Annotated in this window: 20 protein-coding genes; 7 read left to right on the plus strand and 13 right to left on the minus strand. The window is 37.2% G+C overall.

Going from position 1 to position 23,398, the window contains the following annotated elements:
- Positions 1-926 (minus strand): AraC family transcriptional regulator (locus B2145_RS01890; protein ID WP_291097546.1); only part of this gene is annotated, 926 nt, incomplete at its 3' end.
- 292 nt (positions 927-1,218) lie between these two features.
- Here B2145_RS01890 and B2145_RS01895 point away from each other — a divergent pair.
- The 3 genes from B2145_RS01895 (at position 1,219) to B2145_RS01905 (ending at position 5,110) form a co-directional block, all read left to right on the plus strand.
- A complete protein-coding gene (locus B2145_RS01895; protein WP_291097548.1) occupies positions 1,219-2,649 on the plus strand; it encodes a hypothetical protein in 1,431 nt (476 codons plus the stop codon).
- Positions 2,650-2,828: 179 nt separating this feature from the next.
- Entirely contained in the window at positions 2,829-4,025 is a 1,197-nt protein-coding gene (locus B2145_RS01900; protein WP_291097550.1) for a DUF4861 family protein, read from the plus strand.
- Positions 4,026-4,297: 272 nt separating this feature from the next.
- On the plus strand, positions 4,298-5,110 hold the full coding sequence (locus B2145_RS01905; RefSeq protein ID WP_291097552.1) for a purine-nucleoside phosphorylase: 813 nt from the start codon (positions 4,298-4,300) through the stop codon (positions 5,108-5,110).
- Between the two features lie 6 nt (positions 5,111-5,116).
- On the opposite strand, the gene B2145_RS01910 is transcribed toward B2145_RS01905, so the two are convergent.
- The 12 genes from B2145_RS01910 to recF form a co-directional block, all read right to left on the minus strand.
- Positions 5,117-7,291: a tetratricopeptide repeat-containing hybrid sensor histidine kinase/response regulator gene (locus B2145_RS01910; protein WP_291097554.1), complete on the minus strand. Its 2,175-nt coding sequence runs from the start codon at positions 7,289-7,291 to the stop codon at positions 5,117-5,119.
- A gap of 47 nt (positions 7,292-7,338) precedes the next feature.
- Positions 7,339-8,340 (minus strand): type I glyceraldehyde-3-phosphate dehydrogenase, encoded by a 1,002-nt coding sequence (gene gap / locus B2145_RS01915; RefSeq protein ID WP_291097556.1) that lies wholly within the window; start codon positions 8,338-8,340, stop codon positions 7,339-7,341.
- A 30-nt stretch (positions 8,341-8,370) separates the two neighbouring features.
- Positions 8,371-9,240 (minus strand): lipoyl synthase, encoded by an 870-nt coding sequence (lipA, locus tag B2145_RS01920; RefSeq protein ID WP_291097558.1) that lies wholly within the window; start codon positions 9,238-9,240, stop codon positions 8,371-8,373.
- A 100-nt stretch (positions 9,241-9,340) separates the two neighbouring features.
- Positions 9,341-9,892 carry an RNA polymerase sigma factor gene (locus B2145_RS01925; protein ID WP_291097561.1) on the minus strand — a complete coding sequence of 184 codons (552 nt, stop codon included), beginning with the start codon at positions 9,890-9,892 and terminating at the stop codon, positions 9,341-9,343.
- Positions 9,883-10,989, minus strand: coding sequence for a glycosyltransferase (locus B2145_RS01930; protein WP_291097563.1), 1,107 nt, complete (start codon positions 10,987-10,989; stop codon positions 9,883-9,885). Before B2145_RS01930 ends, B2145_RS01925 begins: the two co-directional genes overlap by 10 nt.
- Before the next feature lie 128 nt (positions 10,990-11,117).
- Positions 11,118-12,131 carry a UDP-N-acetylmuramate dehydrogenase gene (gene murB / locus B2145_RS01935; RefSeq protein ID WP_291097565.1) on the minus strand — a complete coding sequence of 338 codons (1,014 nt, stop codon included), beginning with the start codon at positions 12,129-12,131 and terminating at the stop codon, positions 11,118-11,120.
- A gap of 41 nt (positions 12,132-12,172) precedes the next feature.
- Positions 12,173-14,020, minus strand: coding sequence for an asparagine synthase (glutamine-hydrolyzing) (gene asnB / locus B2145_RS01940; RefSeq protein ID WP_291097567.1), 1,848 nt, complete (start codon positions 14,018-14,020; stop codon positions 12,173-12,175).
- A gap of 2 nt (positions 14,021-14,022) precedes the next feature.
- Positions 14,023-15,090 (minus strand): glycosyltransferase family 4 protein, encoded by a 1,068-nt coding sequence (locus B2145_RS01945; RefSeq protein WP_291097569.1) that lies wholly within the window; start codon positions 15,088-15,090, stop codon positions 14,023-14,025.
- Positions 15,091-15,098: 8 nt separating this feature from the next.
- Positions 15,099-15,773 (minus strand): DUF2461 domain-containing protein, encoded by a 675-nt coding sequence (locus B2145_RS01950; protein WP_291097571.1) that lies wholly within the window; start codon positions 15,771-15,773, stop codon positions 15,099-15,101.
- Between the two features lie 10 nt (positions 15,774-15,783).
- On the minus strand, positions 15,784-16,482 hold the full coding sequence (locus B2145_RS01955) for a thioredoxin domain-containing protein (RefSeq protein WP_291097573.1): 699 nt from the start codon (positions 16,480-16,482) through the stop codon (positions 15,784-15,786).
- 182 nt (positions 16,483-16,664) lie between these two features.
- A complete protein-coding gene (locus B2145_RS01960) occupies positions 16,665-17,741 on the minus strand; it encodes a DUF3089 domain-containing protein (protein WP_291097575.1) in 1,077 nt (358 codons plus the stop codon).
- 45 nt (positions 17,742-17,786) lie between these two features.
- Positions 17,787-18,866: a DNA replication/repair protein RecF gene (recF, locus tag B2145_RS01965; protein ID WP_291097577.1), complete on the minus strand. Its 1,080-nt coding sequence runs from the start codon at positions 18,864-18,866 to the stop codon at positions 17,787-17,789.
- Between the two features lie 241 nt (positions 18,867-19,107).
- Here recF and B2145_RS01970 point away from each other — a divergent pair, with 241 nt between their 5' ends.
- The 4 genes from B2145_RS01970 (at position 19,108) to B2145_RS01985 (ending at position 23,279) form a co-directional block, all read left to right on the plus strand.
- On the plus strand, positions 19,108-19,881 hold the full coding sequence (locus tag B2145_RS01970) for a tetratricopeptide repeat protein (protein ID WP_291097579.1): 774 nt from the start codon (positions 19,108-19,110) through the stop codon (positions 19,879-19,881).
- Between the two features lie 51 nt (positions 19,882-19,932).
- Positions 19,933-20,502 carry a 6,7-dimethyl-8-ribityllumazine synthase gene (gene ribH, locus B2145_RS01975; RefSeq protein ID WP_291097581.1) on the plus strand — a complete coding sequence of 190 codons (570 nt, stop codon included), beginning with the start codon at positions 19,933-19,935 and terminating at the stop codon, positions 20,500-20,502.
- Between the two features lie 189 nt (positions 20,503-20,691).
- Complete coding sequence (gene mutL / locus B2145_RS01980) at positions 20,692-22,536, plus strand: DNA mismatch repair endonuclease MutL (protein ID WP_291097583.1); 1,845 nt, start codon at positions 20,692-20,694, stop codon at positions 22,534-22,536.
- Entirely contained in the window at positions 22,533-23,279 is a 747-nt protein-coding gene (locus tag B2145_RS01985; RefSeq protein ID WP_291097585.1) for a rhomboid family intramembrane serine protease, read from the plus strand. The genes mutL and B2145_RS01985 overlap by 4 nt, the downstream gene beginning before the upstream one ends.
- The last annotated feature ends 119 nt before the right edge of the window (positions 23,280-23,398 follow it).

Below are 23,398 nucleotides of genomic sequence, written 5' to 3' on the forward strand. Positions count from 1 at the left end.
TATTGGACTAATTTGAAATAACTAGCAGTATAACGCGGTAATTCTGCCTTCATTCTGATGATACGATACATTACTGGCGTACTGCCGGTTTTCTGTTTGAATTGTTTGGAAAAAAAACTGGCGGATTCAAAATTGAGATCGAAAGCAATTTCCTTAATCGGTTTTGAGTTGTCAGACAACATAATTTTTGCCTTTTCAATCCGGAGCTGGAGCAAATACTGTTTGGGTGAAATACCGGTGTAATTTTTAAAAGCTTTCCGAAACCACGCATAACTGACATTCAGTTCTTCTGCAACATTTTCCATCCTGACATTTTGATCCACAATTTTGCGCAGCATAACCTGCGACTTGGTAATGATATTTTCGGTGTTGTCACTCGGTTTCTGACTCATCTGTTTTACTTTGTACTGAATTAAGCCCAGCAGATGCAGCACCATACCGGAAGTATAAAATTGGTAACCCGTTTTTTCAGCCTTTGTTTTTTCAATGATTTCAGAAAATAGGTATACAATTCTTTCGCTTATACCTACCTGCAATACCGGCACAAGTCGGTCAATAAATTTCTTGTTTTCCAAATTTTCAATGATTGTACCTTTACATCCAACCCAGAATTCATCCCATCCGATGTGGGGTTCAGGCTTAAAGCGGTGCCATTCGCCCGGAAAAAGCAAAATGATATTTCCTTCGCTGACCTGCGTTTTTTTACATGAACCCGATTCGAAATAGCCGCTTCCCCTTGAAATATAAATAAGTTGGTACTCCTCGAGGACACGCCCGTTATTCCAGTTGAAATAATGGTGCAACGGGTGATTGCCAGACGGATAAGGTTCGTCTTTTTTGACACTGCTTCTTCCGGCATTCAGTACAGAAAGTCCCCAGCTAAGATCATCGGGGCTCAGCGGTAAATACTTTTGATAATTTTCCATAGGTAAATATAAACAAATATCAAAAAATACAACTAAAATATCAAATTGCCTTATAAATAGGGGTTTTATAATAGATATATTTGGTACAATTAATCAAACATTCATTGTAAAATGAATAAAAAACACCAACGATATTTGAATTACCACAGAAATATGTTCAAGGGAGAGATGATGGACGAAACGGTACAATAGCTTCCGGGCAGCAGCTGGTAAATGCAAACCCAGCCAAAAACAACGCGTTGGTTATGGTAATCTCAAACTGCTTTCTTATTAATTTAAAAAAAATAAAATCATGAAAAAAAACGAAATGAAAATAGGCCTTTTCGGAATTGGCCTCGATACTTACTGGCCGCAATTTCCGGGTTTGGAAGAAAGACTGAACGGTTATCTCGAAACAATAGAAAATAAAATAAGCGCCATCCATCCTCATGTGATCAATGCGGGTCTGGTGGATAATACGGATAAAGCCTTTGCTGCCGGAAAGCTGTTCAGCACCGAAGATGTAGATGTTATCTTTTTGTATGTTTCCACGTATGCCTTGTCGTCAACAGTTTTGCCGGTGGTGCAAAGAGCGAAAGTTCCGGTGATTATCCTCAATCTTTCTCCCGAAGCGGCTATTGATTACAAAAATTTTAATGCCCTTGGAGACCGTACCAAAATGACCGGTGAGTGGCTGGCCCATTGTTCCGCATGTCCGGTGCCTGAGATTGCCAATGTGTTTAACCGTACCGGAATAGCCTTTTACCAGATTACAGGAATGCTCGAAAACGACCCAGAAGCCTGGCAAGAAATTCAGGAATGGACGGAGGCTGTGCGTGTTGCCCATACCATGTTTTACAACCGAATGGGTTGTATGGGGCATTATTACAGTGGCATGCTCGATATTTATACTGATTTAACAATGCAGTCCAAATATTTTGGTGGCCATTTTGAACTGATAGAAGTGGACGAACTGAGTGCCATTAGAAATGAAGTCAGCCAGTCAGAAATTGAGGATCGTGTGCAATTATTTCATGAGACCTTTGAAGTGATGGACGATTGTTCTGAATCCGAATTGCTGCGTGCCGCGCGGACTTCCGTCGCCATGGACACCTTAGTGGAAAAATACAAACTGGGTTCGATGGCTTATTATTATATGGGAACCGGAAATCCGCCAAATGAAGATGCAATCAGTTCCATCATTCTCGGCAATTCGCTGCTTACGGCAAAAGGAATTCCAGTGGCCGGTGAATATGAAATTAAAAACGCGCAAGCAATGAAAATTATGGATTCTTTTGGTGTTGGCGGTTCTTTTACCGAATATTACGCGATGGATTTTGAAGAGGATGTCGTGCTGATGGGACATGACGGTCCCGGTCATATTGCCATCGCCGAAGGCAAAACCAAAGTGAAGCCCTTACAGGTTTTTCACGGAAAAGTAGGCAGAGGACTATCTGTTGAAATGAGTGTCAAACATGGCCCCGTGACTTTGTTGTCTGTCGTGGAGCAAAAAGGCGGCGGACTGATGTTGCTTTGCGCAGAAGCCGAAAGCGTTCCCGGCCCGATTCTGGAAATTGGAAATACCAATAGCCGTTACAGGTTTTCAATTGGTGCCCGGCGGTTTGTAAACGACTGGAACAGCTATGGTCCTGCACATCACTGCGCTATCGGGGTATCCCACATGGCATCCAAAATAAAGAAACTGGGAAAACTGTTAAATATGGAAGTGGTTCAGGTTTGTTAAGTAAAAAAGAGGTCAAACTTTTGCTTACTACTGTCTAAAAATTGTACTTTTATTTTTTTATTAATCCCGTATCATTTTTTCAGGATTAGACATTGATTCTTTGTTAATTCAATTCATTAATTGTATCAATGTTTATCACGCCAAATAACAACAATAATATTAACAATAAAACACTTCGCATGAAATTAAATTTAAAAAACATGATTTATGTTTTTGGAGCCATTGTACTATTATCCGGTTTTGGAAGCCAAAAAATAGTAAGTAAAGAAATTGTAATAAAAAACACACTTAATATTGACAGAATTGATGAAGTTGTCGCTATCAATTTGAATGAATTAAAAAGTATTACGGAAAAATATGCTTACGGAGATTTATTGGTAAAAGATCAAAAGGGTAATTTACTAGTAACCCAAATAATCGATAATAATCTTGATGGGAATCCAGATGAATTATTATTTCAAGCCAATGTTCCCGCTTTATCCCAAGTAACCTATACTGTTTTTGTTGATGAAAAAGCTAACAATCAGCGACCTGTAAGTAAATATACGACCTATGCCCGTTTTGTTCCTGAAAGAATAGATGATTTTGCATGGGAAAATGATCAAGTGGCTTTTCGAGCCTATGGCCCGAAAGCCCAGAAATTAACGGAAGAAGGTCGGTCGGACGGCACCCTTTCAAGCGGTATAGACCTTTGGTTAAAAAAGGTAAAGTATCCAGTAATTGACAGTTGGTATAGTAAAAACGTTGTGTCTCCGGGCTATTATCATATTGATCGCGGTGAAGGATATGATCCTTATCATGTAGGAATAAGTAGAGGTTCAGGCGGTACCGGAATTTGGTTAAATGATACTTTGCAAACTTCAAAAAACTTTGTGAAATATCGAATAATAGCAACAGGACCTTTGCGCACCATTTTTGAGTTGGATTATGATGCTTGGAGTAAATTTGGAGTTAAAGAAACTAAAAGAATTTCTCTTGATCTCGGATCTAATTTTACAAAATTCGAAAATGTTATAAATGCAACAAATAAAATTCCTAATTACACACTTGGAATTACATTGCATGAGGAAAAAGGAACAGTTAGTATCAATGCCAAAAAAGGTATTTTTCGTCATTGGGAACCCATAGACGATTCTTTCGTGGGAGAAGGGATCGTTATTGACCCTAATGTAGTAAAATCAGCATTTAATCACCATTCGGGGACTCCTGACCAAAGCCAAATTTTAATAGTAACGGAACCTGTAGATTCCAAAATGATTTATTATGTAGGTTTTGCTTGGTTGAAAAGTGGTCAGATAAATTCTCTTGAAGATTGGGACGCAATGCTAGAAAAACAATCAAAGCTAATCCAAAATCCTCTCATAATTAAAATTTAGTTATGAATGAAAACATTCAATAAAAGAGTGATATTCTTGCTTCAGAAGCCATGGTTATTGGAGGTTTTTGCGGTTAGTCTGACCGTTTTTCCGAACTAAAATACCACAAGAATCTTTTTCGCTTTTTGGATAAATATTTTATTTGGATGAGATAGACAAAAAAGGCAAGGGTGAACTCGGCGTGAAGTTTTTAGTGGAATTTAATAAAAATAATCCCTAGTTTTAAAAATTTAAAATCAACAACATATTACTAAAATGGTAATACATAAATTATGTGGGAACAAGTACAGGAAACCGTTAGTTTTATAAAAGAAAAAACCAATTTTACTCCTGAATATGGAGTGATTCTAGGATCGGGATTGGGTAGTTTTACCGATGATATCCAAATTCAATTTATGTTGCCTTACCATGAGATTCCAAATTTTCCGGTTTCGACCGTTCAGGGTCATAAAGGAGCTTTGGTTTTCGGAACCATTGGTGATAAAAAAGTCGTTGCCATGCAAGGTCGTTTTCATTTTTATGAAGGATATTCTATGCAGGAAGTTACTTTTCCGGTGCGGGTAATGAAATTTTTAGGTGTTGAAAAATTGATTGTTTCGAATGCTTCCGGCGGGGTAAATCCTAATTACAATGTAGGAGATATCGTGATTATAAAAGACCATGTCAATATGATGCCAGAGCATCCTTTGCGTGGAAAAAATGACACGCGTTTTGGTCCCCGATTTGTGAATATGAGTCAGCCCTATTCGAAAAACATGATTGTTAAAGCCAGAGAATTAGCCGAAAATTTAAACATTGAAGTCAAGGACGGCGTTTATTTGGGGTTGCAAGGCCCAACATTTGAAACTCTTTCCGAATATAGAATGGTAAAAAATGTAGGAGCTGATTGCGTTGGAATGTCAACCGTTCCCGAGGTAATAGTGGCACGTCATATGGAAATGGAAACGTTTGGATTATCGGTAATTACTGATATGGGTGATGAAGAAAATATCGAAACTGTTTCTCATGATGAGGTATTGGAAGCCGCAAAAAAAGCGGAACCCAAAGTGAGAAGTCTAATTAAGGAATTGATTTTAAATTATTAGAATTGCTCAAATATATTTGGCAATAGTCGTGTAAAATTCTTCAGGGACAAATGGTTTTGTGATGACATCATTCATCCCAAAAGAGAGAAGCATTTCCCTGTTTTCATTCAATGAAATTGCAGTGAGTGCAATAATTGGAGTTGTTGTGTCAAATTCCCTGATTTTTTTTGTGGCGATTGTTCCGTTTATGCCCGGTAAATGAACGTCCATTAAAACCATGTCAAATTTATTGTTTTTTACAATTTTTATGGCATCCTCTCCATTGTCAATTATTTCGCAATGAATTCCTTTGCTTTCCAGCATTTTTTTGGAAACCATTTGATTGATTTTATTGTCTTCAACAATCAATATTTTTTTGTTTTTTAAAGTAGCATCATCGTATTGTTTAGGTTTTTCTTTAACTTGTAACGGATGTTCATCTACTTTAAATTGTAATTCGAATGAAAAGGAGGAACCTTTTCCTTCAACGCTCTCCAGTTTAATTTCACCCCCCAGAATCGCAACTAATTTCTTTACGATGGTCAATCCCAAACCGGTCCCCCCATATTTTCGGTTTATTCCCACAGAACCTTGGGAAAAACTATCAAATACCGTTTCTAATTTGTCTTCGGGAATTCCAATTCCGGTATCTTTTACTTCAAAGTAAATCTTTGCCTTTTTACTTTCTGAAGAAATGAGTTTTATAATTATATTCACTTCTCCGTCATGTGTAAATTTCAGCGCATTATTGATTAAATTCAAAAATATCTGTGACAATTTTGTAGGATCACCAATCAAATTTTCGGGAATATTTGGATCAATTTCAAGGTTAAAAGTATTATTATTTGTCGATGCTAATTCTTTAAGGGAGTTTTGGATGTTCTCCAATAATTGTTTAAGATTAAAATTGATATTTTCGACTTCGACTTTGTTTGACTCGATTTTATTGATTTCCAGAATGTCATTAATAAAGGTTGTTAGGTAATTTCCCGAGAATTTTAATGATTCCAAATAATTCAATTGGGATTTCTTGGGGTTTTCTTCCAGCAGTAAATGGGCAATTCCGTTGATGGCATTCAACGGGGTTCGAAGTTCGTGGCTCACCGTTGACATAAATTCAGATCTGGCATTTGAAGCTTTTTCTGCTTTTTCTTTGGCAATAATCAATTCTTTGTTTTTTTCTTCCAATAATAGGTTTGATTGGGTTCTGATGATATTGTTTTTGTATAAAGACAAACTCAATAAGGATAAAATAGAAATTAAGGCAATGGCAAGTATACTGATAAGTTTTGAAAATTTACTGGCCTTTTCCCGCTGTTTGTTTTCTTTATTTATTTGGGCAACCTCTTTTAACCGCTCCGTTTCCTTGAATTTCTCATAGTCATCAACTCCAAGTTTTTCATTATCTGAAATCGAAATGCTCTCTTTTAAATTTGTGTGTTGTTTCAAATAGGAATAGGCATTGTTTTTGTCCAACATCTTTTCATAAACAGAACTTAAAGCGAACAAAATATCTGATTTTTGTTCCAAGTTTTTATTTTTGGCATTCAAATCTAATGCTTTATTGAAATAATTTAAGGCCAAATTATTTCTGTTTTGAGCCATTTCGATAGTTCCTATTTGGTACAATGCTTCTGCTTTGATATCTAAAGTGGCTTGACTATCCGGTTTTGCAATTATTGTGCTGAAAATTGTGGATGCTAAATCGTGATTCCCCTTCGATTTGTAAATAATTCCTCTCTGAAGGTTTAATAAATCGGCAGTATCGGTAATTTCTAGTGTGTCATACAATGATTGCGCTTGATTAAAACAAATTTCAGCATTATAAAAACTTCCTTTTTTCATATAACACATCCCAAGATAATAATAAGTGGCTGCATAAGTGGAAGAGGGCTGCAAGGTTTTGTAAATTGCGATACTTGTATTGAAGACCCTTATCGCATCATCATATTTTTTTACATCGAAATAAATTTTCCCCAAGCTAAAGGTTTGGTTTGCTTGAGTTTCGGTTTTATTGTTTTCCTTCGAATAATTGATGGCTTTTTGGGTATAAAGAAGCGCATCTTTGTATTTGTTGGCTTTGATATTGGAATTTCTCAAATTGCTGTAAAAGGCAACGCTATCCGTCTTCTCAATCGATATTTTCTTTTGAGAATACAAATGTGTGCTAAGTATAATAAAAAATAATATAAATACCCTCATTTGATATTTGGGATTGCCTTAGGAAGGACATAAAGATAACGAATTATTTAATTATTTGTTAAAATAATTAAATCAATAATTCGGGAGGAATAACCTGTTTCGTTGTCATACCAGCCCACCACTTTTACCATTTTATCGATTACCGAAGTGAGTTGTGCATCAAAAACGCAGGAATTTCTGTTTCCAATAATATCAACGGAAACAATAGGGTCTTCGGTGTAATCCAGGATGCCTTTTAAATTGGTTTGGGCGGCAATTTTGAATGCTGCATTAATTTCGTTTATGGTAACGACACGTTTTACATTGAAAGTAATATCGGTCAAGGAACCATCGGGAACGGGAACCCGAATGCCACAACCACCTATTTTGCCTTCGAATTCAGGAAAAATTTTTGTCAACGCTTTGGCAGCTCCAGTTGTTGTGGGAACAATGGATTGACTTGCACCACGAGCCCGACGCAAATCTTTGTGAGGCTGATCGTGTAAACTTTGATCCGTTGTAAAAGAGTGAATCGTTGTAATATAAGCCTGCTCAATCCCGCAAAGTTCGTTGATGACTTTCATCATTGGAGCCGCATTATTCGTGGTGCAACTCGCATTCGAAATAATAGTTTCGGTTCCGTCAAGAATATTTTCATTCACGCCAAGAACCACGGTTTTTATGGAATCTACTTCGGAAGGCGCAGAAAGAATTACTTTTCTGGCTCCAGCTAAAATGTGGGCATTGATTTCCTCGAAAGTTTTGTATTTCCCGGTTGATTCCACGACAACATCAATATTTATGGATTTCCAATCAAGATTTGAAATACTTTTCTCGTGAAAAAATAGAAAATGTTTTCCATCGACAATAATTCCTTCGTCGTCATTCGAAACTTCAAAAGGCAAAACGCCATGAATACTGTCATATTTCACCAAGTGCGCCATTGTTTTCGTGTCGGCGATATCATTGATAGCGACAACCTCAATTGTAGGATGGTTCAAAAGCAAACGAAATAAATTTCGCCCAATTCTTCCAAAACCATTTATGGCAATTCTTGTTTTTTTATTCATTTAAAATTTAGCATTCAAAATTTAAAATAATTACAAAATATGTTTTTGAGCTTTATAAGAAGATCGTACCAAAGGTCCACTTTCAACGTGGCGAAAGCCCAATTCCAGTCCGAATTTTTCGTATTTCGCGAATTGTTCCGGCGTTATAAACTCCTTTACCGGCAAGTGTTTTTTGCTGGGTTGTAAGTATTGGCCTATTGTTATGATGTCAACATTGGCTTCGTGCAAATCTTTCATGGTTTGAAAAACTTCTTCCTCGGTTTCGCCAAGACCAAGCATAATTCCGGATTTTGTTCTATTGATTCCTTTCGCTTTCAAGTATTTCAAAACTTCCAGACTTCGGTCATATTTGGCTTGAATGCGCACTTCACGCGTCAGTCTGCGAACGGTTTCCACGTTGTGTGAAACGACCTCGGGATTGGCTTCCACGATTCGGTCTATATTTCTTTCGATGCCTTGAAAATCAGGAATCAAAGTTTCTAAAGTTGTATTAGGGTTCATTCTACGAATGGCTTTTACGGTTTCTATCCAAATAATGGAACCGCCATCTTTTAAGTCATCTCTGTCCACGCTAGTGATTACGGCGTGTTTGATGTTCATAATTTTGATGGATCGCGCCACTTTTTCGGGTTCGTCCCAATCCACGGTTTCAGGTCTTCCGGTTTTAACGCCGCAAAAACCACAAGAACGCGTGCAGATATTTCCCAAAATCATAAAGGTGGCTGTTCCTTCGCCCCAGCATTCGCCCATATTCGGACAACTTCCTGATGTGCAAATCGTGTTCAGGTTATATTTGTCGACCAAGCCGCGTAATTCTGTATATTTTTGGCCAATTGGGAGTTTTACTCTCAACCATTTCGGTTTTCCAACAGGCAATGCATTCTCTAAAACAGTTTCCATAAATCAATTTTTGAAAGGGCAAAGATAATGAAAGTTGTTTTAAGATTGAGGATTTGAGAATTAGGATTTAAACGAATAACCAAATCACCGAATAATCAAATTATCGATTGTCCTGAATGATTTCTGCCAGTAATTTTTTGGCGCGAAGCAATTTAATTTTCACGTTACTCAGTGGTTCATCAATTTTGTTGGCAATTTCCTGATAGCTCATTTCCTGAAAATAACGCAACTGGATTACTTCCTGATAACGTGGTTTGAGTTGTTTGATGAATTGCAATAATTGCGAAAGGTTTTGCTCGGTGATCAATTCGTCTTCTGCCGATGGAGTCGTGTCGGCAATATTGTAGGCTTGCTGGTCTTCATCGTCGGTAATTTCGACAAAAAGAGATGATTTCTTTTTTCGCAATAAATCGATGTGAACATTTTTTGCAATGGCAATTAGCCAAGTGTTGAACTGGAATTCGGGATTGTAACTGGCGATTTTGTCAAAGGCTTTCGAGAAAGTTTCGATGGTAATATCTTCGGCATTGGTTTCGTTTTCGGTGCGTTTTAGCATAAAACCGTAGACGTCATTCCAATAATAATTCAATAGAAAAGTAAAGGCCGCTTGGTCGCCTTTTTTAGCTTTTTCTATTTGTAGATTTATTTCCAATATACCGGTTTTGAAAAAATATTCGTGATAAAGACATTCAACTGCGTGAAGATAAGCACAATTTCAATAATTGGAAACCAATACATCACATCTTTTTCTTTTAGCTTTCCTGCCGAGAAACCAAGGCTTATCCAAGTAAACAAATAACGGAATCCAATTAAGCCCAAAACGATGATCCATTGGTGTTGGAAAGCCAACAAAACAATGGCTAAAATCACAAACAATAACTGGGAAACATAAAAAAGTGCCAATTGAATTTTATCAAATGATTTGTAAAAATTTGCCGTGGAAACGTGTCTTCTTTTTTGGGTAAACCAACCTTTGAATGTTGTTTTTGGTTGTGAATAAGTAAAACTTTCTGGTGCGTAACAAATCGCCGTGTTTTTGCTTGTTGCCACTTGATTGATGAATAAATCGTCGTCTCCGGAGCGGATTTTCATATGGCTGATAAAACCTTTCACATTATAAAATTCTTCTTTTTTGTAGGCTAAATTCCGACCGATTCCCATATAAGGACGACCTGCTTTTGCCCAAGAAAAATACTGGATTGCCGTGAGCATCGTCTCAAAACGGATGATTTTATTCAGGAACGAATTGGCTACTTTTTCATAAGCGCCATAACCCAAAACAACGGTTTTGTGCAATGTAAATTGTGAACTCATTGCCGTAATCCAATCTTTTGAAGCGGGATAACAATCAGCATCGGTGAACAATAAATAGTCTTTTTTGGAGGCTTTTATTCCCAGGGTCAATGCGTATTTTTTGTTTCCCCAAAAGGCTTCGTTGTTTTGTACTTTTACCAACCTAATATTGGGATATTTTTTTTCGAATTCTTCAAAAATTTCCAATGTAGTGTCGCTTGAAGCATCATCAATCAGAATGATTTCGTAATCGGGATAATCTTGTTCGGCAAGTATAGGAATGAACCGAATAACGTTTTCAGCCTCGTTTTTGGCACAAACAACAACGGATATCGGAATTCTTTTCGGAGTTGTTTTTTGCGCTTTGGCGAAAGCAAATTTCCCAAAAACAAACAGGTAATACAAAGATTGTATTGCAACTATAACTATAAAAAGGTATAAAGTAAAGGTTAACATATAGGCTTGGCTTCTTTTTAAGATCTGCGCAAAGGTAATTATCAATTGTCAATTATCCATCGTTAAACGGCAATTACTTTCGGAATTATTGATTTGAAATCCAATATCCAATAGCTAAAATCGTAATTCTAAATCACGTTCACTTCGGCCTCAATATGAATGCCAAAAGTCTTGTAAATAGTTTCTTGAATTTCCTTCGAAACATCCAGAATCTCCTTTCCTGTCGCATTGCCGTAATTGACCAAAACCAAGGCTTGGTTTTTGTGAATTCCCGCATCGCCAAAGCGTTTTCCCTTGAAACCGGCTTGTTCTATGAGCCAGCCTGCCGGAACTTTGACTTCGGTTTCGGAAATTTCATAGAATTTCATTTCCGGAAATTGCTTGTGGATTTTCTCGAAATCGGTTTTCAAGAGGATTGGATTTTTGAAGAAGCTTCCGCTGTTTCCGAGTTCTTTTGGGTCGGGCAATTTACTTTGACGAATGGCAATCACGGCATTGCTTACGTCCTTTAAAGTAGGATTCGTGATGCCGTTTTTTGCCAATTCCGCAGTAATGTCACCATACGAAATATTGATTTTATGATTGCGTTTTGTTAATTTAAAAACCACCGAAGTGATGATATATTGGTCTTTTAACTCATTTTTGAAAACGCTTTCACGGTAGCCGAAATGACATTCCTCTTTGGTAAACGTTTTCATTTCCTGATTTTCAATTTTCATTGCTTCACAGGAATCGAAAGTGTCCTTGATTTCGGTGCCATAAGCACCAATGTTTTGCACCGGAGTTGTGCCCACATTTCCCGGAATCAGCGACATGTTTTCCAGTCCTCCAAAGTTTTGGTCAATAGTCCAAAGCACAAATTCGTGCCAGTTTTCACCAGCCTGACTTTCGACCCAGACAAAATCATCGTTTTCCTTGATGATTTTTCTCCCTTTCAAATCTACGTGAATGACCAATGCTTCAATGTCTTTTGTCAAAAGCATATTGCTTCCGCCACCAAGAATAAACTTTCGTTGCAATTTATTTTGTTCCAAAACGGTTCTCAATTCAGCCACATTATGGACTGCAACGAATTGCATTGCCTTGGCTTCGATACCGAAAGTATTGTAGTTTTTTAGAGAAAAATTATTGATGATTTCCATAAATGGGAGTGTATTTTGAATCCTGAATCCAAAAGTAAGTATTAAAATTTATTCGCGTATGTTTTTAGCCAAATATGCATCATAAACAAAGGCATAATATAAGGAATCATTTTGGTGTCGCCTTTTCGTAAATTCTGAACGAGTTTATTGGCATTGATGTGTTCGAAATAGTGCATTTTGAACAAATCACTTTTCGAAAAAGATTCTAATTCCTCGATGAATCCAGGACTTTTTATCAAGTAATCGCCCCAAGGAACGCTCAGTCCCACTTTTTTGAATTTCAGAATTTCTTCGGGAAGACGCTCCTTCATTGCCGATTTCAGGATGAATTTCCATTTTTTGCCAGCGAATAGCCATTTGTTTTCCAAAGAACCCAATCCGGTAACGAGTCTTTGGTCTAAAAAAGGTTCCCTGCATTCTATGGAAGCGCCCATCGTGTTACGGTCGTTTCGGTCGAGTAGCGAACACAAATACGTGTGTTGGTCAAAATAGAGTGCTTGACGTCTCAAATTATTTGGATACAAAGATTTTGCCTCTTCCAAAATTTGCTTTCTGTATTCGTTTTTTGGCGGAGTAGTAATTCCAAAAGTCTTGGCAATATCATTCGGATAAATATTGGAACCATTATACATCACTAAATCGTCCGGATTTTTTATTTGGGAATAACGGGCTAATTTCTCGTATCGCGGTTTTGTCGTAAAATAATCCATATGGCCAATTGTTGCAATCGAGTTGAGCAAACTTGGATATTTCAGCGCTTTGTATCTCACATAACCGCCCATCAATTCATCAGCACCTTCGCCAGAAAGCAACACTTTTACCGATGGTTTTGCCAATTGTGCAAGTGCCAAAATATGGGGTTCGCTCAAATGCATAATAGGTTCATCCTGGAAATAAGTGGAACTTACCATCTTGTCAAAAAGAGCATTATCTTCCAGTTGCATCGTGTGAAAACCATAATCGAATTTCTCTGCCATCATTTTGGCCAAATGCGATTCGTTGTGTTCTTTTTCTTTGAAACCAATATTAAATGTTTGGATGTCTTTGTAATTCTGTTGGTTTAGCGAGGCTAAAATTGATGCCGAATCGAGTCCGCCGCTTAGTAAAACACCAACGGGAACATCGCTTACCATTCTCAATTTTACGGAATCGTCGAAAGTTTCCCGAAACCATTCGACCGGGTTTTGAATTTTCGGCTGGTTTTGAATTTCTGCTTTCAAATCCCACCAGTTGTAGGTAGTTTTTTTTCCACTTTCGTGAACCGTCATAACGTGTCCGGGCAATACTTTTTTTACGTTTTCGTATAATGTATTTTCGCCGGCCACAAAGCGGTTAAAAACGTATTCTTCCAGTCCGTCTTGTGCCATTTTTAGGGGAACTCCGGCAGTGAAAAGTGCTTTTTGTTCCGAAGCGAAATAGAAAGTTTCGTTGTAAAACGAGTAATACAAAGGTTTAACACCCATTCTGTCGCGAACGGCCGTCAGTTTTCGTTCTTTTTTGTCCCAAATAACAAAGGCAAACATTCCGTTGAGGCGGTTGAGCATTTTTAAGCCGTGCAATTCGAACAATTTCATCAAAACTTCGGTGTCGGAACTTGTTTTTATATTAAAACCGTTGCTTCGTAGTTCGGGGTAAAAGTCCTTGAAGTTGTATATTTCGCCATTATAAACCATTACATAGCGACCGTCATCCGAAAGAAAGGGTTGGTGTCCAGCCGAAGAAACATCCAAAACAGAAAGTCTTCGATGTCCCAAACCAATGTTGTTTTCGATAAACAAGCCTTTGTCGTCAGGACCGCGATGTTCCAGCGAATCGCGCATTTTTGTTAAAGTGCGTTCATCCACTTTTTTCTGTGATTGCAAATGCAAGATTCCATTAATTCCACACATAATTAATTGGGGCGAGTTGTGTTAATTAATTCGTGATACTTGTCGGCAATGATTTTCATATTGGTATTGTAATCTGCGTATTCTTCGACAAATTTTCTGTTTTTTAAAAGGGCGGCATTTCGATGTTCGCCATTTTCGAATGCCCAAAGTAGTTCTTCGGCAAGCATTCTAGAATCGTCAATGGTTATTAATTGTCCGTTTTCTCTGTGTTTAATCCAACTTTTATTTCCTGCAATATTGGTTACAACTGGATAACAATTCGAAGCCATTGCCTCAAATAAAGAGGTCGAAACACCTTCGGTTATTGGTATACTGATGTAAAAATTGGATTGTTGTAACAGTTCCGGTAATTTTATATTTGCAATTCTTCCTGTGAAATTGACCTTGTTTTCGATTTCCAATTTTGTTGCCAATTTCTTCAACATCGGTAATTGTTTTCCGTCACCAACAATGGTAAGTTCGAAATCAATTCCTTCTTGGTTTATAATGGAAAAGGCTTTCAATATAACATCGTGTCGGTATTCCTGCGTTAATGAACGGCTAACAATAGCATTAATTTTTGAAGGATTTGCTGTGTTTTTATTTTCAAATTTCACCAAATCAATTCCCTTTGGCATAACCAAAACTTTATTCATATCAACATTAGTGGCTTTCATTGAAACCGTCATTACTGGACCCCAAGCGTGAATCAAATCGGCTTTTTGGAAAGCATAATGCTGCATTATTTTTTTCAAAGGCAATAAAAAGGAATTTTCGGGCCATAAATCGGTTCTGCCTTGTTGTGCAATTACCACCGGTTTCGTGCCAGATAATGCGGCAAGAAAGCCATAACTTGTGGTTCTCTCGGCAATAACCATATCAGGATGGTGCAATCTGATTATTTTTCTAACTTGGAAAAGTGCCGTGCTGAATTCGAAAATTCGCAAAACACGATTAAAAAAAGTGGTGTTGGGTTTTTTTAACTCCCAGGTGATAATTTCAAAGTCGCCAAATTCTTTCAGCCCATTCATCCAAGTGATGGCGTCAGCTCGGTAGGTTTCTCCAAGAAAAAGTATCTTTCTTTTTGGCATTTTATGAGTTATTCTTCGGAAGTTAATGCGCGATTGATGAAGTCGTTCAGAGGTTTCAAGATGATTAGTTTTTTGCTCATTTTTTTCACAAAATCTTCCTGTGTAACTTCGTCTATATCAAATTTATGGGAAGTTTCGAAGCTTTTTAATTTCAGGAATTCGATGGCAGGATGATCTTTTTCGTAGCCTCTTGGTGGATTTTTCAGTAAATTTGTTGCTGTTCGGTCAAAATCTCCAAATTCTTTCTTAAAGTTTTTGTCAGTCCTAATTTCTTCCAAATCCTCGTGGAAATAGGCAATTTCCTTGCGTACTTTTTTCAAATCCTCGGCTTCCGGACAATAAAATCCCCCTGCAATAAAACTGGCTCCCTTTTCGATGTGAACATAATAACCGGAACGATTTTGTCCTTTGACACCGCTTGACAACCAAACTCCCAAATGGGCTTTGTAGGGCGATTTGTCTTTTGAAAACCGAATGTCACGATTGATTCTGAACGTGCAATTTTTGACTTCGAGCATTTCCAGCGAAGGATCAAGCGGTTTCATCGCGTCAAGAAAATCTCCAACCAATCGATGGTAGTCTTTTTTGAAAACTTCGTACCGTTTTTTATTTTCCAAAAACCAATCCCGATTGTTGTTGGCTTTTAAGTCTTCCAGAAATTGCAAACTCTCTTTTGAAAGCATATTTTTTTGATTATTGCAATTGTTTATTCAAGTCTTCTTCACTGATAAAACCGGAATGCTTCCATATCACTTTCTTGTTTTGGTATAATATAAGAGTGGGAAGTTCGTCGATTTTCATTTCATTGATCAAGGTTTTGTTTTCGTCGGCATCTAAGCTAACGATAACCACTTTGTCAGCCATTTCTTTTTGCATTTTATCAAGATAAGGAGCCATTATTTTGCAAGGCGCACACCATTTGGCATTAAAATCTATCAATACTTTTTTGTCTGTATTCAATAATTCTCCATATTCCTGACTGGACATGCCAATGATTTTATCAGTTGGTTTTGACATTCCCGCAGCGTTCCATTTCAAAAGTCCGCCATCTAATTGATAAATGGTTTTGAAACCCAACTCCTGTAATTTTTCAGCGGCTTTCGCACTTCTTGCCCCACTTTTGCAATAAACAAAAACGGGTTTTGATTTATCGTATTTGGCGGCAGCTGCGGCAAAATCATCTCCAAGCCAATTGACATTTTCTGCATTGTCGATATGTTCCGATGCGAATTCTTCAGGTGTTCTTACATCCAAAATTTGTGCTTTTGGAGTTTCACTTATTTTTTTGGCGAAAATCTCAGGAGAAACAGATTCTATATTTTTTGATGGTTGGCCATTGCAGGATGAAATGGCAAAGGATATGAACAGGAAGAATAAGTGACGAAATTTCATAATAATTTGGGTTTAAGTTTTAAAAGGCTAAAATAAGTAATTTCTATTTGCAATTAGGAAACAAAGAGTTAAAGAAATCTAAATTTATTTAATGCCGTTTGTTATTTCAAAGTGGTCCAATAAAGATTGGGTCAAATGAAATGTACAGCGGCATTATGCCGAAACTATTGGACTATTTTATATTAAGGAATGGTATAATTTGCATTTCCTTCTTTTGCATAATAAAAACTTTTCTTCTTCGCAAGATAGGTTTGGACTCTTAAAAGGGAATTTTCCCGTATATCCTCCCAAAATAAATTAACGTCGCCGATATGGTAATTTCGCATGGTGAAGATTAAATAACGGTAGGGAAAATGTGGCGTGGATATCCAGATTACGCCATTTCCCACATGCGTAACAAAACTATTTTTATACATTTTGCCATTGGAAAATAAGAACCCTTTGTGGAGTTCCCTTTTTGCAATTGCCGTGGTGTCCCAAGTCACGGGATTAATCACAACTTTTCCTTTGTACCATTTGTATTTTTCTTTGTCAAACCTTTTTTTGAAGGTGTTCCAAGTTACAAATCCTCCTGTTTGATCAGGATGATCCATAAACGGAATCGTACAAAATTGGTTTTTATCGAAACCTATTCCGGGAATGTAAGCTGCCACCAATTGATTTTGCAAAGGTTTTTCATCAAAAAAATCGCGTAATAATGCGGCGACATGCGTGCTGCCTTGGCTATGTCCTACCAGAATGATTCCTCGACCGTGATTATAATGTTCCAAATAATATTCGAATGCCGCTTTTAAATCCGAATAAGCCAGCAATAATGCAGTCGTTCCACCGCTTTCAAGGTTGGAATAGGAACGAAGATGTGCTTGTCGGTAATAGGGAATATACAAACTACCGGAACTTCCCCAGGCCGATGCCTGAAGACGAACGGCAGTATTGAGGACTTTTTTTCTTTGAATACTGTCATCTATCGGCACGTTCCATCTTTCGTCTTTGTCCGAAACAATTAATGTTGGGTAAACATAAAATACATCAATTGAATCCTGTGGATTTTGCACGGGATAATCTTTCAAATTTGCAGGATAATTTCCGGGTAAAACTGCCCAGTTTTTGGCGGATGAATAATCTACAACGCCCAATGAGTCATTTGGAATTATGCTACTTTTTTCTGTAAAAGTTGTCGGGAAGTTTTTAGTGTTTTGCGCCTTGCAACCAGTAAAAAGGAAACCAACAAAAATCAGTGATAGGATTTGATGTTTCATTTTTAAGGTATTTTAGATAAAGTAAATATACGAATTATTAAAAAATTACAGATTAAATATTTTATAAGTTTGATGAGTCGATTTTACGATTTTTTCGGTACGTTCCGGATGTGTATCCGAAATAAAAAGCTGCCCAAAGGTGTCACTGTTGACCATTTCGATTATTTTGGCTACCCGGCTTTCATCTAATTTATCAAAGATGTCATCAAACAGCAATATTGGTTTTGTGCCGCTTTGATTCTTTAAAAATTCAAACTGAGCCAGTTTTAGGGCAATCAGAAAAGATTTTTGTTGGCCTTGGGATCCAAATTTCTTTATTGGATAATGGTCAATTTCAAACGATAAATCGTCTTTGTGGATTCCCATGCTCGTGTAATGCAAAGCTCTGTCTTTATTGATATTTTCTTGTAAAAGCGTCAACAAATCATTCTCGATTAAATGGCTTTCGTAAACCAATTGAACCGTTTCCTGTGAACCTGTTATGGCTTGATGGTGCGTGTTGAAAATGGGAATAAATTGTTCGATGAATTGTTTGCGCTTTTCGAAAATGTATTTTCCAAAACTGTCGAGTTGTTCATTATAAATAGAAAGGGTGTCGTTTTCGAAAACAAAGTTTAAGGCGAAATATTTCAACAGCGCATTGCGCTGACTCATCACTTTTTGGTATTGGATGAGTTGTTTTAGATATTGGGAATCCAATTGCGAAATGACGCTGTCCATAAATTTCCTTCTGGTTTCGCTGCCTTCAACAATCAAATCCCTGTCGGCGGGCGAAATAATGACCAAAGGGATGAAACCTACGTGTTCGGAAAACTTATCGTAGATTTTCCCGTTACGCTTCAATATTTTTTTTTGTCCTTTTTTGAGGCTGCAAATTATTTGTTCGTTTCTTTCGTTGATTTCAAATTCGCCATCAATCACAAAAAATTCTTCTCCGTGTTTGATATTCTGGACCGCCAGCGGGTTGAAATAACTTTTTCCGTAGGATAAATGGTAGATTGCATCAAGTACATTGGTTTTTCCAATTCCGTTTTTACCTACAAAACAATTTATTTTGCCCACAAATTCGAAATTGGCTTCGGAAAAATTCTTATAATTGAATAATGAAATATTTTTTAGATACATTGGTAAAGCTTGCTGGTGTTGAGAATTTTGCTTTTTCTCATTGTTTTTTAAAGTGGGTGCAAATTATCGAAAAATATCGATAAAAATGGCTTTTAGACGTTTTCAAGAGTAAATATTTTGCCGATAGAAGGAAAGAACCCCTTAAATAAAAGAAATATTTTTTTATTTAAATATAAAGGCAATTTTTTTATGAAGGTTAGAATAAAAATTTTATTTTTGCGACTCACTAAATTAAAAATAAATGGCTACTTATAATAAAAGAGGATATAAAGCACCAAAAGAAAAAGAAGTAAAAGAGGTTACGGAAGACATAAAAGTTATTGAGAAAAACAGTGCAACTGCAGGTGTATTTTCAACATTAGATGCAACAGCCTCAAAAACTGAGGATTTTGTGGCTAGAAATCAAAAAATTATTATTGGATTTGTCACAGTTGTCGCTTTATTTACCATTGGTTATTTGGCTTACGAAAAATTTGTTGCTGCGCCAAAAGAAGATGAAGCTGCAAGCGAAATGTTTGTTGCACAACAGAACTTTCAAAAAGCCACAGGCGGAGTTGCAAGCGATTCTTTATATAAGTTATCTTTGAATGGTTCTGAGGGGAAATTTGGTTTTGTAAAAATTGCCGATGAATATTCTGGAACTGATGCCGGAAATATTGCCAATTATTATGCAGGTATTGCTTATTTGAATACTGGTAAATATACTGAAGCGATTGAGTATTTAGGCAAATTCAAATCAGATGATATTGTTTTAAGTGCTTTGGCAAAAGGAGCAATAGGGGATGCCTATTCTGAAAATAACCAACCAAAAGAAGCTTTGGATAATTACCTGAAAGCCGTTAGCGCCAATAAAAATGATTTTACAACGCCGCGTTTCTTGTTGAAAGCAGGAAAAACAGCCTTGGCATTAGGAAATAAAACAGATGCGCTTAAATATTTCACGGATATTAAAGATAATTTTGATGCGTCTCCAGAAGCTGCTTCTATAGATGTTTTGATAGGATTGGCTCAATAGTTAAATTTTAGATTTTTAAATCTAAAATCCTAATCTTAATTCTAAAATAAAATGGCAACCGGAGATAAAAATTTATCAGAGTACGATAAAAACGCTGTTCCAGACGCGAAAAATTTTCGTTTTGGAATTGTTGTTTCAGAATGGAATGATACCATAACCGAAGGACTTTGTTATGGCGCGGTCAAAGGTCTTTTAGACAATGAAGTGCCCTCGGAACACATTGTTCGATGGAATGTTCCTGGAAGCTTCGAACTTGTTTATGGAGCCAAAAAAATGTTGCAAACCCAAAACGTGGATGCCGTGATAGCCATTGGTTGTGTGATTCAAGGACAAACCAAACACTTTGATTATGTATGTGAAGCGGTTTCGCAAGGGATAAAAGATTTGAATGTAGAAACGGATATTCCTGTTATTTTTTGTGTTTTGACCGATAATAACATACAACAGTCTATTGACAGAAGTGGTGGAAAACACGGTAACAAGGGAACGGAAGCTGCCATTGCTGCCATAAAAATGGCGTATTTAAGACATCAGGCTTCGTTTAGTCACCAATTTAAAAATCAGCAATTATTGTCAACTGGACCATTGCAAATCGAAGGTTTGCCACTGTTGGAAGAGTAGAAAATAAATCATAAAACTATAAAACCTATACTGTTCTACTGATGGTATAGGTTTTTTTTTAAGAGAAAGTTAGCTATAATACCTAATGGAAATTCATTAAATTTGTACGCCGTTGGTTTTAAAAAACAAACTAAAAACTATTGTCACCCTGAGCGCAGTCGAAGGGTTAAACTTTAAACCATTTTTTTAATGTCGAGTATTATTCAATTACTTCCTGATCATGTTGCCAATCAAATTGCTGCCGGAGAAGTCGTTCAAAGACCCGCTTCTGTTGTTAAGGAATTGTTGGAAAATGCCGTTGATGCAGGTGCAACCGATGTCAAATTAATCCTGAAAGATGCCGGAAAATCATTGGTTCAAGTTATTGATAATGGAATGGGAATGAGTGTTACCGATGCCCGTTTGTGTTTTGAGCGTCACGCCACTTCAAAAATTCGTCAGGCCGAAGACTTGTTTTCGTTGCATACTAAAGGTTTCCGTGGAGAAGCATTGGCATCGATTGCCGCCATTGCCCACGTGGAAATGAAAACCAAACAAGACCAAGAAGAACTGGGAACGCATATCGTAATTGAAGGCAGCAAGTTTGTGTCGCAGGATGTGGCGGTTTTGCCAAAAGGAACTTCTTTTGGAGTCAAAAATTTATTTTTTAATATTCCCGCACGTCGCAATTTCCTGAAATCGGATACGGTGGAATACCGTCATATTATTGATGAATTTCATCGAGTGGCTTTGGCACACCCCAAAATATATTTTACGTTTTACCACAACGGAAGCGAGATGTTCAATTTGCATCCTTCGACTTTGAGACAACGAATCGTGAATGTTTTTTCGGGCAAAACCAATGAAAAATTGGTTCCCGTTAACGAAGAAACCGAAATCGTGAGCATTCAGGGTTTTGTTTGCAAACCCGAATTTGCCAAGAAAAATCGAGGCGAACAGTTTTTCTTCGTCAATGATCGCTTTATAAAAAGTGGTTATTTGCATCACGCCGTGATGGCGGCTTATGACGGAATCTTGAAAGACGGCGCGCAACCGAGTTATTTTTTATATTTGACCGTACCGCCAAACACCATTGACATCAATATTCATCCTACAAAAACGGAAATCAAGTTTGATGATGAATCTGCCTTGTACGCCATTTTACGCTCTTCGATAAAACACAGTTTGGGACAATTTAATGTGGCACCCGTTTTGGATTTTGAGCGTGATGCCAATTTGGATACGCCCTACCATTATAAAGATTTGGAAGGAGCCACACCAACAATTCAAGTCGACGGGAGTTTCAATCCTTTTTCTGAAGAAGATAGACCGAATAAACATTTTATTAATTACAGAAAACCGGAAGTTACCGCCAACTGGGAAAGTTTATACGTAGGATTAAAACAGGATTCGGAGGAAGTTGGAACGATGACCTTCGAAAATGATGAAGTTACTTCGTCTTTATTCACTAATGAGGAAGTGGAGCAAGCCGTTCATAAAACGCATCAAATCCATAAAAAATATATTGTAAACCCGATAAAGTCTGGTATGATAATCGTGGATCAAAATCGGGCGCACCAACGCATTTTGTACGAACAATTTCTTACCAATATCACGGTCAATTTAGCGTCAAGCCAGCAATTGTTGTTTCCGCTACATTTGTATTTTTCCAATGGAGAAATGCAATTGATAACCGAATTAAAGCCTTCGTTGACCAATACGGGTTTTGTTTTCGAGGAAACAAATGAAGATAGCATCGTTATTTCCGGACTGCCGGTCAATGTTTCAGAAAGTGAGGCTTCGCTGGTATTGGAACAATTGTTGAGCGATTTGCAGGACGGAATTCCGGAAAGTAGTTTCAGCCAGAACGATACGATTGCCAAATCTATGGCGCGGAGTTTGGCGGTAAAAACAGGAACCTATTTAACACAAAAAGAACAGGAAAATGTGGTGAATGGGCTTTTCGCCTGTAAAGACCCCAATGTTTCCCCTTTTCAAAAACCCACTTTCATCACGATGCGTGTGGAAGATTTAGACAAAAAATTTGCACTATGAGAAACGTAACCGAAACGGTAAAGCAATTAATTATTATCAATGTCCTTTTTTTTATTGGAACCCTGATTTCGGGAGATGTAGCCTATAAATTTTTGGCGCTTTATTTCCCGGAAAATCCAGATTTCCACGCTTGGCAACCCATCACGCACATGTTTATGCATGGCGGCTATATGCATATTTTCTTCAATATGTTTGCCTTGTATTCGTTTGGGTCTGCTTTGGAACATTTTTGGGGTGCTAAAAAGTTTTTATTTTTTTATATTTCCTGCGGATTGGGAGCGGCATTGATGAATACTGCCATAAACTATTATTATTTTCAAGACGGACTAAATACTCTTATGGCCAATGGATTTCCTAAGGCGGAAATTTTACAAGTTTTAAACGAAGGAAAAATCAATACCAAATGGCAGGAACTTTTATCGGTTTCTGATTTGCAAAATTTCACTTCGGCTTATTTTGGCTCCGTCGTTGGTGCCTCGGGAGCAATTTATGGAACCATAGTGGCTTTTGCCTTTATGTTTCCCAATGCAGAATTGGCTTTGATGTTTATTCCGGTTCCAATAAAAGCGAAATATTTTGTTCCGGGATTGGTTTTGGTCGATTTGTATTTGGGTATTTCCGGACAATCTATTTTCGGTGGCGGAGGAATAGCCCATTTTGCCCACGTAGGAGGTGCGGTGTTTGGCTTTGCCATTATGTGGTATTGGAAAAAAAACCAGTTTAACAGTAATCGTTGGAATTAAAAATTAGTATTCAATGTTATTTTTGTCATTTCGACGAAGGAGAAATCACATAACGAGAGTAAAAAATGAGATTTCTCCTTCGTCGAAATGACAAGATGGAGAACAATTATATTTAAAAG

The organism is Flavobacterium sp. UBA5153, from assembly GCA_002413745.1.
Taxonomy (GTDB): Bacteria; Bacteroidota; Bacteroidia; order Flavobacteriales; family Flavobacteriaceae; genus Flavobacterium.